The following is a 12,906-nucleotide window of genomic DNA, read 5'->3' as shown; positions in this document are numbered from 1 at the left end:
GGGTGGAACAGGAGCCCGAGCGGGTGCTGACGCCAGGTCCGGCGTCGCCAGTGGTCCGACACCGGGTCCGGCGTCGTCAGTGGGCGACGACCGGCACCCGCAGCTCGTCCTCGGCCTCGTCGCCCGCACCGGACCCGGTGACGGCGCCGCCGCCCGGCCGCCCGGCGTTGATGAGGGTCAGGGCGATCGCGGCCGCGACGACCAGGATGCCGACGGCGAACCAGATCGCGCTGGTGTAGCCCTGCACCTGGCCCTCCAGCTGGACCAGCTGCTGCTGGGAACGCGAGGACGCGCCGCCCATGTGGTCGGCGATGTAGGACGTGGTGGCGGAGGCGGCGATCGTGTTCAGCAGCGCCGTACCGATCGCACCGCCCACCTGCTGCGAGGTGTTGACCATCGCGGAGGCGACACCGGCGTCCCGAGCCTCCACGCCCATGGTGGCCATGGACATGGCCGGCATGAACGCCGTACCCATGCCGAGGCCGAGCAGGAGCATGCCGGGCAGCAGCACACCGGCGTAGGAGGTGTCGACCTCCAGCTGGGTCAGGAACAGCATGCCGACGGCGGCGACCAGGAAGCCGGGGCCCATCAGCAGCCGGGGCGCGACCCGGGTCATCAGCCGGGCGCCGATCTGGGTGGAGCCCGTGATCATGCCCGCGATCATCGGCAGGAAGGCGAAGCCGGTCTTCACCGGCGTGTAGCCCTTCACGATCTGCAGGTAGTAGGTCAGGAAGAGGAACAGGCCGAACATCGCGATGATGGCCAGGCCCAGCGAGAGGTAGATCCCGCCCCGGTTGCGCTCGGTGATCACACGCAGCGGCAGCAGCGGGGCCTTGACCCGGGACTCGACGAGCACGAAGGCCAGCAGCAGCACGGCCGAGCCGACGAACATGCCGACCGTCACCGCGTCGCTCCAGCCGTTGGACTCGGCGCGGGTGAAGCCGTAGACGAGCGCGACCAGGCCGAGGGTGGACAGGATCACGCCGGGGATGTCGAGCGGCGAGCGGTTGCGGCCGCCCTTGGGCTCGCGGATGACCAGGTACGCGCCGGCCGCGGCGACGATGGCGAACGGGATGTTGACGAAGAACGTCCAGCGCCAGTTCAGGTACTCGGTGAGGAAACCGCCGAGGATCAGACCGACGGCGCCACCGCCACCGGCGATCGCACCGTAGATGCCGAACGCCTTGGCACGCTCCTTGGCGTCCGTGAACATCACGGCGAGCAGGGAGAGCGCGGCGGGCGCGAGCAGGGCACCGAAGACGCCCTGGAGGGCGCGGGAGCCGAACATCATCGCCTCGTTGGTGGCCGCACCGCCCAGCGCGGAGGCGACGGCGAAGCCGCCGAGGCCGAGGACGAAGGTGCGCTTGCGGCCCCACAGGTCGGCTATCCGGCCGCCGAACAGCAGCAGTCCGCCGAAGGCGAGGGCGTAGGCCGTGACGACCCACTGCCGGTTGCCGTCGGAGATGCCGAGGTCCTGCTGCGCGGAGGGCAGGGCGATGTTCACGATGGTGGCGTCGAGGACCACCATCAGCTGGGCGAGCGCGATGAAGACCAGCGCTTTCCAGCGGCCGGCGTCCGGGGCGTCGGCGACGCCGGAGGCCTTGACGGCTGATTGAGACATGGGGATACCCACTTCGGACTTCGTGACGGAAAAAGATGAGAAAAGGGACGACTGAACCCGCGGCGACGGGCGCTACCGGCACAGTGGCCGATCAGACCCGGCGTCGAAGGCGGAAACGATCGTGACCGGATTCGGACCGGTCGGAGGAAGTGGCGGAGCTACTGGTCGCAGGGCCGGCGCAGATCCTCCAGAGTCACGGCCGCACCCGGCAGGGCGGAGCGGGCTGGAGCCCGCAGCCCGTCCAGGAACAGCTGCAGATGGCGATGGACGAAGCGGTCGGCGCTCACGCACTCCGTACCGGCCGGGGGCCGGCTGAGCTGGGCGGCGACGATCATCAGGTCGCCCACGCCCACGTCGTCACGGAGCTGACCGGCCGCCTTCGCCCGGTCCATGACCTCGGCGACGAGCCGTTCGACCCGTTCGCGCGCCGCTTCCAGGTCGGGGTGGTGCTCGTCGAACGTGCTGGACACCATCGGGCACAGCGCGCTGATGCGCTCGTCGGCGGAGGCGTGCACGAAGCGCTCCAGCGCCTCGAACGCGTCCCCGGTCTCGTCGAGCGCCAGCTCGGCCGCCCGTGCCGTGCGGTCCATGACCGAGCAGACGACCTCGCGGACGAGGGCGTCGCGGTCGGGGAAGTTGCGGTACACCGTGGCGTTGCCGACGCCGGCCCGGCGGGCGACGTCGTCGAGCGGCACGTCCGGCCCGTGCTCGACGAACATCTCCCGGGCGGCGGCGACGATCCGCTCCCGATTGCGCAGAGCATCGGCGCGGGGCCGGGCCACCTTGCGCTGGTCGGGGATCGCGGTCTGCACGGCGTACTCCTTGGTCTGTGGTTCACGATCCGGGGAGCAAGTCCCCGTTTCGCTCGGACACAGGTCTAAACGGGGAAACGATCCCCGGTTATTTCCCACCGCCGAAGAACTTTCCCGTGACCTGGGTCACACCGGAACGGGGCCCGTCCCCCGGTCGGCGGCTACCGGCGAGAAACCCACGATCGGCCCCTCCAGCGCGCGCCCGCCCTCCCGTCGGCCCAGGGTGAGCCCAAGGGCGCAGCCGGTGTCGGGCGGCTGCCGTGGCACGGGGAGGTCCGCATGCAGCCGCACGGGCAGGTGCAGCCGCCGAGCCGCCGCATACGCCCGCGCCGGCTGACCGCTGCCGGGACCGTCACCGTCCTGACCCTCGCGCTCAGCACCTCGGCCGGCACCGGCCGGCTCGCGCCCGGCACCTCCACCGCGGGCCCCGGCCCCGCCGCCCTCTCCCGCACCTCCGCGCACGGCCCCTGCATGATCAGCGGCGGCTCCGAGATCCAGATGTCCGAGGGCGTGCCCACCTCCACCGGCTACGCCCGCTCCACCGGCACCGTCCGCGCCCTCACCCTGATGATCGACTTCTCCGACGCGCCCGGCGAGGGCAAGGCGCTCGACCGGTACGCGGAGTTCTTCCCGAAGACCGAGGAGTGGTTCCGCACCAGCAGCTACGGCCGCCTCGACTACCACCCCGAAACCCCGATCCGGGACTGGCTGCGGATGCCCAAGTCCTTCGCGGAGTACGGCATAGAACGCGGCGCCCCCTTCGAGCCCGGCTACCGCAAACTGGTCCAGGACCTGGTCGCGGCGGCCGACCCGAAGGTCGACTTCCGCTCGTACGACCTCGTGAACGTCCTGGTCACCCCGAACGCGGGCCCCTCCGCCCTGGACACGGTCCTGTCCGTGACCTTCGCCGGCAACCAGGAGGCCCCGGTCGCCGACGGCGTCCCGGTGGCCAACGCCTCCTTCGTCTACTCCCGCCAGGACGACGGCTCCGGCTCCTACGACGAGACCGGCTACCGCGTACTCCCCCACGAGAACGGCCACGTCTTCGGCCTCCCCGACCTCTACACCCAGGAGGGCGGAGGCGCCGTCGGCCACTGGGACATCATGAGCGAGGACTGGGGCGCCAACAACGACCTCCTCGGCTGGCACAAGTGGAAGCTGGGCTGGCTCGACCGCACCCAGGTGCACTGCGCGTCCGCGCCCGGGACCACCGAGTACACACTCACCCCGCTGGCCCGCAAGGGCGGCGACAAGCTGGTGGTCCTCCCGCTGAGCGGCACCTCCGGCTATGCGGTCGAACTGCGCACCCGCGAGGGCAACGACGAGACGGTGTGCCGGCCCGGCGTACTGATCTACAAGGTCGACGCGGACGTGGACACCGGAATGGGGCCGGTACGGGTCTACGACTCCGAGCGCGACAGCGGCGGCTGCACCCGCAGCCCCAACGTCCACGCCGAACTCTCCGACGCCACCTTCACCGAGGGCGAGACCTTCAAGGACCCGCGCAAGGGCATCACGATCAAGGTGACGGACAAGGACGGGACGGGAGACGTACGGGTCCGGGTCACTCGGAAGTGACGGGCCGGGCGGGCTACCGTGGGCGCCCTGCCGTGATCGCCGGACCGGAGAGCCGATGCCCGCCCACACCACTCACGTCCCCCCGGCCGAGGCGGTCACCCCGACCGAGGCGGTCGCGCCACTCCTCCGCGGCATCGCCGTACTCCGCCGGCTGACCGAAGCGCCCGACGGCACCCTCAGCCTCAGCGCCCTGGAGAAGACCACCGGCCTGGCCCGCTCCACGGTCGACCGCCTCACGGCGACCCTCGCCCGCATGGGCTACGTCCGCCTGGACGGCCGCGACGTGACCCTGGCCCCCTGCCTGATGGAACTGGGCAACGCCTACCTCGCCGCCCTCCGCCTCCCCGCACTCCTCTCCGCCCGCGCCGACGCCCTGGCCGACGAACTGGACGAGTCGGTGTCCCTGGCGGTCGGCGACCGGGACGGCGTCCGCTTCATCCACCAGGCCACCCGCCGCCGCGCCATGTCCCTGAGCTTCCGCATCGGCGACCTGCTCCCGGCCGAACGCACCGCCCCCGGCCCCCTCTTCGCCACGCAATGGACGGACCCGGACTGGCACCGCTGGCGGAGCCGCCGGGCTGCAGACCCGGCGGACCGCACCTTCCCCGCCGTACCGCCCCGCCAACACCCCACCCCCGACGACGACTTCGTCCTCCGTACGACCACTGCGGCGAGCGACGGCTACGCACTGGACGACCAGCTGATCGAACCGGGCCTGGTGGCGCTCTCGGTCCCCGTACGGGACCTACGGGACCCCGGCACCGGCCGCCTGGCCTGCGTGGCGAGCGTGGTGAGCCACACCAGCCGCCACACGGCCCCGGACCTGCGGACGACGCTGCTCCCCCGCCTGCGCGCGGCGGTAACGGCCATGGAGACCGACCTGCGCACGGCCCCGCCCCCGGCCCCCGGACCGCCCCGCACAGACCTGGCCACCTGGACCGGCGCGTCGAAACAGGAACTCGGCCGGGAGTTCGTGGAGTCCCTGGCCCGCGGCCTGACGGTCCTGACCGCCTTCGGCGAGGGCCGCTCCGCGCTCACCCTGACCCAGGTCGCACGGGCAACGGGCCTGGCCCGGGCCACCGCACGCAGGGCCCTGATCACGCTCACGCACGCGGGCCTGGTCGCCCCCGCCCCCGACGCCACCTTCACCCTCACCCCCCGGGTCCTGTCCCTGGGCTTCCCGCCCCTCTCCCGCACCTCCCTCCCCGAGATCGCCCAGCCCCACCTAACGGCCCTGGCCGACCGCGTCCACGAATCGACCTCGCTGGCCGTCCTGTCCGACTCGGGCGAGGAGATCCAGTACACGGCCCGGGCCTCCGCGCCCCACGTCCTGAGCGCCCGGGTCACACTCGGCACCCGCCTCCCGGCCCACGCGACGGCCCTGGGCCGCGTCCTCCTGGCCCACCCGCAGGTGCGGGCCCGGGGCTACGCCCTGGTCGACGAGGAACTGGAAGCCGGCCTGCGCGCCATCGCGGTCCCGGTGCACGACCGCACGGGAAGAGTGACGGCGGCGATCAACGTCGCCACACACCCGGCCCGCCGCACACCGACGGCCTGCGAAACGGAGCTCCTCCCGGAACTGTCCCGGACGGCAACCGCCATCGAGGCAGACCTCCGCGTAGCAGGCCGCTTCGTCCACGTCCCCCCGACGTGACCCACACCCCGGCCTCCCCCTCCACCCCCGCCTCCAATCCGCTAACCTGTTGGCACCGCCGCCCACAGCGGCACGCCCCGCCTTCGTAGCTCAGGGGATAGAGCACCGCTCTCCTAAAGCGGGTGTCGCAGGTTCGAATCCTGCCGGGGGCACACGTAGAAGGGCCAGCTCAGGAGGGGTTTCCTCCCAGGCTGGCCCTTAGCCGTTTCAGGCGCCGTGCCACACGCGTGCCACTACGTCCGCTCAGCGTCCTCCCCGGTGGACCCTGAGGCCACTCCCCCGCCGCCCCGGATCATGGCCCCAAGGCGGTCCGCGATGGCCCTGTCCCGGTCGCTGGTCATGTACTGATAGATCAGCGCGGCTCGGGAGCTACTGTGCCCAATCCGCGTCATCAGCTCCCGGGTGCTGGCCCCGGCCGTGGAGGCGAGCGTGTTGCCCGTGTGCCGTAGGTCGTGAAAGTGCAGTTCGGCCGTGACGTCAGCCGCCTTCCGAGCCGCGACCCAGTCGTCCCGGAAGTTACTGCGACGCAACTGCCCACCCTGCGACCCGACGAAGACGTGACCCTCACGTCCAGGAGCGGCGAAGTGCTCCAGGTGGTGCGTGACCGCGTCGAGCAGTTCGGCCGGGAAGGAGACGGAGCGCACCCCGGCCGCGGACTTCGGCGCCTTGTCGAAGAGCCGACCGTCCTGCAACTCGGCCTGAGCGCGGCGCACAGTGACAGTCAGCGCCTCCAGGTCGATGTCCCGGCGTCGCAAGGCCGCCAGCTCCCCGAACCGGAGGGTGGTGAAGGCCGCCAGGAGCACGAGCAGTCGGTAGCGCGGCGCGATGGAGTCGGCAACGGCGAAGACCTCCGCGACCGTGAGGACCGGCCGCTCGGGCACGTCGTAGCGGTCTGCGCCCTTGATGCGGCACGGATTGCGCCGGATCAGTTCGTCGTCGACGGCCGTATTCATCAGGGCGCGCAGCAGTTGGTACGCCTTGACCACCGTCGGCTCAATCAGCTGGGAGCGAAGTGTCAAGCAGCTACCGGGACCGGACAAGCCCCAGCAGGCCGACTGAGTTACAACTTTCTCTACTGGTTCAAGGCGGCTCGCTCCGCTCACCGCGCGCGGCCCGGCCCCCGGCCGGGCCTGCGCTCCTGTCTCCGCCCCGCTCCAGCCCGGCCGGCGTCCGTGCCGCGCGCACAGCAATCAGCCGCCGACCTCATAGAAGGGGCACGTCGTGGCTGAGGCCGGTCGGCTCCACGGCTTTAGCCACCTCCCCGGTCCGGGTCCCGCGTCGAGCATGACCAGGGGGCCACTCGTGCACATTGCGAGCAGGTCCAAAGCCTGTCCGAGTTGCCAACCAGCGTACGGCCCCCTAGTCATGCTCGACCCCAGACCGGGCAGGCCAGCGACCAAACCCGCTCCGCCGACCTATGAGAACACCCACCAGCCGCCCCCAAGGCGGCATACCATCCTGGCATGACGTTGGCGCGACAGGGTGAGCAAGATGTTCAAACTTGGTCCCAAGAGGAGCTGACCAGTTACCTGCGCTTCCAACTGGCTCAGCTTCGGGCGCGAAATGGCCACCACAAGTTTGAGGATATCTGCAGGGATTTCGCTCGTCAGAACATTTTGGCCAACATCCTACCTGCCACAGGGCCCGTAGCAGCTGGCGGGGACCAGGGGAGGGACTTCGAAACCTTCCACACCTATCTAAAAAGCAATTTGGGCACAGGCGGCATATTTATTGGCCTGGCCCCGGATGAGACAGTTGTTTTCGCATGTACACTCCAGGTAAATAACATTGCGTCCAAAGTAATGGGCGACCTGTCATCTATCTGTGGGACAGGAACATCAGTTGACCGCGTCTTCTTTTTCGCCGAGGCCGAAGTTGCAGCTGCCAAACGTCACGACCTAATACGAAGAGCCCACGAAGAGCACAACGTGGCCCTTGAAATAATAGACGGAGTGGCACTCTCTGAGGCTTTGGCTCAGGAACGAAATACCTGGATCGCCGTTCAACATCTTAACGTGCCCACAGCATTCCTTCCGCAAAGGGTTAAGGCGCCTGAATGGTACAGGGAGCAGAAGCGCTACATGCAGGGCGGAGTAGAACTCACGGGTTCTTACGGCGATCTAATGGACCTGCGAAGCTGCATTCGGTATGCAACGCGCCAAGCCAACCTCAGGGGAGACATTGAGTTCTGGATTAACGCTATCACTCCATTCGGCGGGAATAGCCACCCTCAGGAAATGCAAGATATTGCGACCTACGAGATAGCGGTCGCACGGCTTCGCGGCTTGGAAGATATGACACCAGCCGACGACTCAGTTAAGGCCTATCTAGAGCGCGCACTTACGTACTCCACGCCGAGCCAGCTGGAAGATGTGAGCGTTCTTCTAATGTACGTGCAAGCAGCATGGTTGCATCGGACCACTTCAATAGACAAAGAATGGATCCTGGGCTACGGGCAACGCTTGCTTCGGCACGTAGGCAATCTGATCCAAACCGCAACAGATGAGGGCGACATTTGCGAATTCCTGGACACTAAGGCGACCCTCCTGTGCGGACTTGACCTTGGCAGGGTCGCGGAAGACCCGCCTGGAAGGCGTGCGTACGGCCCTGTTCCGCCGATGCCTCAATCGCGCCTAACTGAACTCATACAACGCGGTGAGGTCGTTCTCCGCCAGGACATTTTCCTGCTCGACGCAGAGGGGGCCGTGACCTGCTGGCTGGAGCTCCTCGGAAAGATTGAGAAGGCGCCCTTTTTCCCAATTAAACAGCTTGCTGAACACGTATCTATGCGTGCACAATTCTTTGTCAACATCCCCGCTTGGCCAATCCTTACACGGGAGCTCGACCTAGCCGTAGAACGGCAGTCGGGCAAGTCCGCTCGTGCTGAATCTGCCTGGAAAAGAGCGACGGCTCTACTGCAGGCTGACCTACCACTCGAATCGCTCGCCGATTTGGTTATCGCAAGGAAGAACTGGCTTTCAGGTGATGACTTTGACAGCTCCATCAGAGTCATGTTCGCCACAGCAGAGGCGTTTCGGAATCTTGGACTCTTTTATGCCGCTAAGCACTACTTTCTAGCGGCCGGCGCCGTAGCCTCTGCTAGAGTTGCGCGACATGAATCAGTGCCTACATCGCTTCTTGAAGCCTGTTTCTGTGACTTCTTGGCGGGGAATTGGTTCTCTTTCGTAATCCTTGCAGATTACGCCCTTGCTTCTCATTCTGAAATCCGCTGCGCAGCCGACGACGTTCAACGCTGGGATGACCTGAAATCGGTCGTGGAAGCGCTGGCCTATGTAAGGTGGGTTTCCACGTTCATGGACTCGACCAAGGCCACTTCTTTCATTGACCGCCATATAGGCATTACCGGAAGTGAGCAGATTCCCGCGGCACCCTCACTCTCTTCAGTTCAGGACGGCGCACATGAAGTTCAGGGACAACTGAAGTCAGATATCGGGCAGCAAGCCTTTGCCGATTGCGGCACGAAGCGTGAAATCACATGGAAAATGCACGGCGTCTCGTGGAGGATCCGTTGTGAGAATCGCCGAACAGAAGTCATGGCTGCCGAGAGGTTCGTGGCGGCAGCGCAGGAACTCTATACGCTGCTCAGCGACATTGACCTGGTCCTTTGCCCGTCCAAAATCCTTGTAGACCTAGCGACCGTACGCTCGCCTAACGGTCAAGCCGCGCACGCGGAACCACGGAGATTGCGTAGCACCGCACAGCAGGAACGACATTGGAAAGTTAGACTAACTCGCGATGAAGGACCAAACAAGCTCGACTTCTTTGACGCGCACGCTGAAGTGGCTTCCATCATCCTGCTGATCCTGAGCGAGATTTCATTGCTTCCGGAAGAACGGCTGAGTGAGCATATGCAGCAGGCACTGCGCCCCGGACACCTCGAGCGGCTAATGCCTCACATTCGCTATGATCGCGCTATCTCGTTCATCGATAACGAAGCCTTCGAAGCCACATCTAGGAAAGAGATTCACCCTTGGGGTATAAAAGGGTATGGGGAACCCCTTACGCCTCCTTCATTGCGCGAAATCGATAAGCCAGGCCCCGGTTTTACCGAAGGAGAGGCCATCATTCGATGCGAGCGTCGCTACCAGTCCTTTGCGCGCATGCTTCCGCACACGCTAATGGCACTTAACGCCGATTCCACTTTCCATCATACAGTTACTTGTCTAAGAGATCAGGGATGGAAGGACTGGCACATCCTTCAAGCTCTTGCTAACCAAGTGCTTAATTACCGGCACACGTTCACTGAGGAGACGTTCGGTCAGACCAGTCCAGACGCTTTGTTCGCCTCGGAAGCCCCGCAGGATGTCCTAATTCCGGCTCATCTCGTGACGGAAGATTCACTGCGGACACATCTTGCTTTCTCATTTGCAGCCACCCTGAAGACTTGGGGCTTGGCTCCCCATGGCGAGCTAATCCCAGATGACTATCTGGCTGTCCTGGAAAATCGTTACGGGTACTGGACGGTTGATGCGCCTCACGAGGACCCATTTATCGCCGGTGAGTCATCTGGTGTTTGAGGCTCCATGCCGGCGACTATTGCTGTACGCAAGGTGCTTCCCAAGCTGAAGGCTCCGGCCGTCGTCACGGGCCGGCCGTGTCCGCTTGCTCCAGTCGACGACACACACCAATAACGTGGCTGAGGCCGGAGAGGGTGCAGCGAGGCACACGCGTGCGTGGTCGGTCGGCCGCCCGCCGTCGTGGCCGACTGTCGTCGGCTGAGGTTCGTGCCACTGCCGTGCCAGATACAGAGGGCAGCTGCGGTCAACAGCGGTGCCTCGCGGACGAGTTCCCGCCGCCTGACTAGGTATCGAAGCTCCAGGTCAGCGCCCCCCCCCCCGCCTCTCTCCTAAAGCGGGTGTCGCAGGTTCGAATCCTGCCGGGGGCACAGTAGTTGAGCAGAGCTAAGGCCCCGGAAGTCGCAGGTCAGCGGCGGTCCGGGGCCTTCTCGTGCGTGTACGGCAGGGGCGGCATCGACGTCGCCACGTAGAGCCGGATCGAGAACGGCCACTTCTCGCCTGTCCTGGACACTCTGATCCGCGCCGCCGACGCGATGAGCGTCGAGATGGAGGAGCTGACACGACGGCGCGGCCCGCCTCCTACGGGGACGGAGACGGGCCGCGGTCGGTACGGCGGTCAGGGCTTGGGCGAGATCACGAACCCTCGCACCGGCCGCTCCTCCTGCGGGTCACGCGAGGTCGGCTGCTGCGAGCGTTTCCACGCCGCCACCAGGTCCGCGTACCGCGGGTCGATCCACTCGGACATGAGCACCTCCAGCCCTCAGGCTACGGGGGGCTCCGGCTTCGGCATGGGCCGAATCGTGCACTCGGGCGCGTGCTGGCACCTGGCGGCCACCGACACCAGCGTCTCGTCGGCCGGCGGCCCCCACAGCTCCGGGTCCGCCTCCCAGCCGAGCGCCGCGATGGACTCACGGGTCCGGTCCAGGATCGGCGGGTCGTAGTTGGTGGGGTCGTAGCCCGGGTAGTGGTGGACGAACCCGCCGCCGAGCCGCTCGCACAGCTCGGCATACATGGCGGTGTGGAGGATCAGGGCGTGCCAGCCCTCGTCGACGATCTGCGACGGGGCCAGGCCCAGGTTCGGGCTGGTCGCGCAGGCGGCCACGAATTTGAGACCCTCGTCGACGATCCGGCCGGCCATCGTCTCGTCCATGTCCGGGTTGGCGTCCAGGATGGTGCCGCGGACGCTGGCGAACTGCTGGTCGGTGATGAGCATGCGCACGAGGGCGGGCAGCGCCACAGTGGGAGGCGGGGTCGGGCCCGGAGGTATGGTCACGAGATCTCCTTCGCTCGTTGCGGATGGGGATGACCCGCCCGGGTCGGGGCACCTTGCCGGGTCTGCCCGGCCTGGGCGGGAGTCTGTGAGCGGCCTACGACGCGCAGCCCAGCGTCTGGCAGTGGTCGGCCAGCGCGCGAACCAAGCGGGCCAGCTTCTTCGCGATGGCCAGCCGCTGCTCGAACGTCTCGCCGGGCTCCGCCCGGAGCCGCATCCGCGCCTCGCCCACGCACGCCAGTGCGCAAGCCCGGGGCACGTCGTCCTTCGGGAGCTTCCCAGCGGCGGCCTCGATCTCCGGGACGGCGATGTACGCCATCCCGGTCAGTGCCCGGCGCAGCTTCTCCAGCTCGCCGGGGTCCGGCTTGTCCGCGTCAGGGGCGAGCAGCAGGCTTGCCGTCTCTCGCATCGTTTTCAGGTCCACGGGGGCGGTAGCGTGCGGCACGTCGGCACTCCTTGGGTGTCGGACATGCCCCGGGGCCGTTCGCGGCAGTCGCCGGGGTCTTGCAGCCCATCGTGATGCCCCATCAGGCCCAAATCAGTACGTCCGGGCAGACAGTTGGGGCGTAAGGGCGCTAGCTTCGAAAGCGTCCAAACGTCCACAGGGGGAGCCTTGAATACGGCCTTACGATCAGCTATGGATTCCGCCGGACTCTCTCCGAGGCAGCTCGCGCTTCGCGTCGGCGTATCGGGGAAGACAGTGGAGCGCTGGATCGCCGACGACGCGCTGATCCCGCACGCAAGGAACAGGGAAGACGCCTCGCAGGCGCTGGGAGTTGAGTCAGACATGCTGTGGCCCAAGGCCGTCAGGGAACGGTTGAAGACGGGCGGGGACCGCGAAGTCATCCAGACGTACCCGTACCGGTCCGCCTGCCCGTCGACCGCCTGGACGGAGCTGATCGAGAACGCGTCCGAGGAGCTGCTCTTCGCCGGGTACACCAACTACTTCCTGTGGACCCAGGTCCCGGCCATCACGGCGACGCTGCGGCAGAAGGCGGTGTCCGGGTGCCAGGTTCGGTTCCTGCTCGGAGACCCCGACGGCGACGTCACCAGGCAGCGCGAGGTCATCGAGGGCGTGGCACTGACGGTGTCCACCCGCATCCGCATGTCCCTCGAGGAACTCGCCAGGCTGGCCGACGTCCCGCAGATCCAGGTGCGGTACTCGGCCGCCGAGGACGCCACGAATCACGTGTCGTTGTCGGTGTTTCGCTTCGACGACCAGGCGTTCATCACGCCGCATCTGGCGCGCGTCGTCGGCCACGACTCCCCACTGATGCACGTGCGACGGCGCGGGCAGGGCGGACTGTTCGATCGGTTCTCCGAGCACGCCGAAGAGCTGTGGGGCCGCGGAGTCCCGCTCCCGAGCGTCGCCGCCCCCCAGGCATGACAAAGCGGCCTCCCTCCCGGTGGGAGCGCGGGGCCGCGGTCATCGG

9 protein-coding genes, 1 tRNA gene and 1 pseudogene are annotated in these 12,906 nt (G+C 67.0%); 5 read left to right on the top strand and 6 right to left on the bottom strand.

All coding sequences use genetic code 11. The annotated features are described in order from the left end of the window. Positions 1-76: 76 nt before the first annotated feature. Together OHA99_RS21660 and OHA99_RS21655 are read right to left on the bottom strand one after the other, a co-directional pair. Positions 77-1,621: an MFS transporter gene (locus OHA99_RS21660; RefSeq protein ID WP_153179389.1), complete on the bottom strand. Its 1,545-nt coding sequence runs from the start codon at positions 1,619-1,621 to the stop codon at positions 77-79. Positions 1,622-1,779: 158 nt separating this feature from the next. Continuing rightward, entirely contained in the window at positions 1,780-2,433 is a 654-nt protein-coding gene (locus tag OHA99_RS21655) for a TetR/AcrR family transcriptional regulator (RefSeq protein WP_153179388.1), read from the bottom strand. A 279-nt stretch (positions 2,434-2,712) separates the two neighbouring features. Between OHA99_RS21655 and OHA99_RS21650 the strand changes: the two genes are divergently transcribed. From OHA99_RS21650 to OHA99_RS21640, 3 genes are all read left to right on the top strand, one after another. Continuing rightward, positions 2,713-4,011: a M6 family metalloprotease domain-containing protein gene (locus tag OHA99_RS21650; protein ID WP_282882615.1), complete on the top strand. Its 1,299-nt coding sequence runs from the start codon at positions 2,713-2,715 to the stop codon at positions 4,009-4,011. 55 nt (positions 4,012-4,066) lie between these two features. Next, entirely contained in the window at positions 4,067-5,665 is a 1,599-nt protein-coding gene (locus tag OHA99_RS21645; RefSeq protein ID WP_405697320.1) for an IclR family transcriptional regulator C-terminal domain-containing protein, read from the top strand. A 79-nt stretch (positions 5,666-5,744) separates the two neighbouring features. Next, a tRNA-Arg gene (locus tag OHA99_RS21640) sits at positions 5,745-5,817 on the top strand. A gap of 81 nt (positions 5,818-5,898) precedes the next feature. Here OHA99_RS21640 and OHA99_RS21635 read toward each other — a convergent pair. Then, positions 5,899-6,660 (bottom strand): annotated as a pseudogene (locus OHA99_RS21635) (tyrosine-type recombinase/integrase); the annotation flags it as partial. A gap of 468 nt (positions 6,661-7,128) precedes the next feature. On the opposite strand from OHA99_RS21635, the gene OHA99_RS21630 reads away from it, so the two are divergent. Continuing rightward, entirely contained in the window at positions 7,129-10,203 is a 3,075-nt protein-coding gene (locus OHA99_RS21630; RefSeq protein WP_405697317.1) for a hypothetical protein, read from the top strand. A 616-nt stretch (positions 10,204-10,819) separates the two neighbouring features. Here OHA99_RS21630 and OHA99_RS21625 read toward each other — a convergent pair. The 3 genes from OHA99_RS21625 to OHA99_RS21615 all read right to left on the bottom strand — a co-directional run bounded on the left by OHA99_RS21625 (position 10,820) and on the right by OHA99_RS21615 (position 11,918). Next, positions 10,820-10,948, bottom strand: coding sequence for a hypothetical protein (locus OHA99_RS21625; protein WP_276209616.1), 129 nt, complete (start codon positions 10,946-10,948; stop codon positions 10,820-10,822). A gap of 15 nt (positions 10,949-10,963) precedes the next feature. Then, positions 10,964-11,416, bottom strand: a complete 453-nt coding sequence (locus OHA99_RS21620; RefSeq protein WP_405698986.1) for a glycine-rich domain-containing protein — start codon at positions 11,414-11,416, stop codon at positions 10,964-10,966. Positions 11,417-11,570: 154 nt separating this feature from the next. Continuing rightward, positions 11,571-11,918, bottom strand: a complete 348-nt coding sequence (locus OHA99_RS21615; RefSeq protein WP_054103650.1) for a DUF6415 family natural product biosynthesis protein — start codon at positions 11,916-11,918, stop codon at positions 11,571-11,573. 342 nt (positions 11,919-12,260) lie between these two features. Here OHA99_RS21615 and OHA99_RS21610 point away from each other — a divergent pair, with 342 nt between their 5' ends. Further along, positions 12,261-12,860, top strand: a complete 600-nt coding sequence (locus tag OHA99_RS21610; RefSeq protein ID WP_240469072.1) for an XRE family transcriptional regulator — start codon at positions 12,261-12,263, stop codon at positions 12,858-12,860. The last annotated feature ends 46 nt before the right edge of the window (positions 12,861-12,906 follow it).

The sequence above is a fragment of the Streptomyces coelicoflavus genome (assembly GCF_045041415.1).
GTDB classification, from domain to species: domain Bacteria; phylum Actinomycetota; class Actinomycetes; order Streptomycetales; family Streptomycetaceae; genus Streptomyces; species Streptomyces coelicoflavus.
Note: the sequence above shows the minus strand (reverse complement) of the source record. Positions and strands in the feature narration are given on the sequence as shown.

What these genes read in the sequence shown, in the direction of transcription:
- OHA99_RS21660 (WP_153179389.1), bottom strand. Translation starts at nt 1,621, where the DNA reads ATGTCTCAATCAGCCGTCAAGGCCTCCGGCGTCGCCGACGCCCCGGAC.
- OHA99_RS21650 (WP_282882615.1), top strand. Translation starts at nt 2,713, where the DNA reads ATGCAGCCGCACGGGCAGGTGCAGCCGCCGAGCCGCCGCATACGCCCG.
- OHA99_RS21645 (WP_405697320.1), top strand. Translation starts at nt 4,067, where the DNA reads ATGCCCGCCCACACCACTCACGTCCCCCCGGCCGAGGCGGTCACCCCG.
- OHA99_RS21630 (WP_405697317.1), top strand. Translation starts at nt 7,129, where the DNA reads ATGACGTTGGCGCGACAGGGTGAGCAAGATGTTCAAACTTGGTCCCAA.
- OHA99_RS21625 (WP_276209616.1), bottom strand. Translation starts at nt 10,948, where the DNA reads ATGTCCGAGTGGATCGACCCGCGGTACGCGGACCTGGTGGCGGCGTGG.
- OHA99_RS21620 (WP_405698986.1), bottom strand. Translation starts at nt 11,416, where the DNA reads ATGCTCATCACCGACCAGCAGTTCGCCAGCGTCCGCGGCACCATCCTG.
- OHA99_RS21610 (WP_240469072.1), top strand. Translation starts at nt 12,261, where the DNA reads ATGCTGTGGCCCAAGGCCGTCAGGGAACGGTTGAAGACGGGCGGGGAC.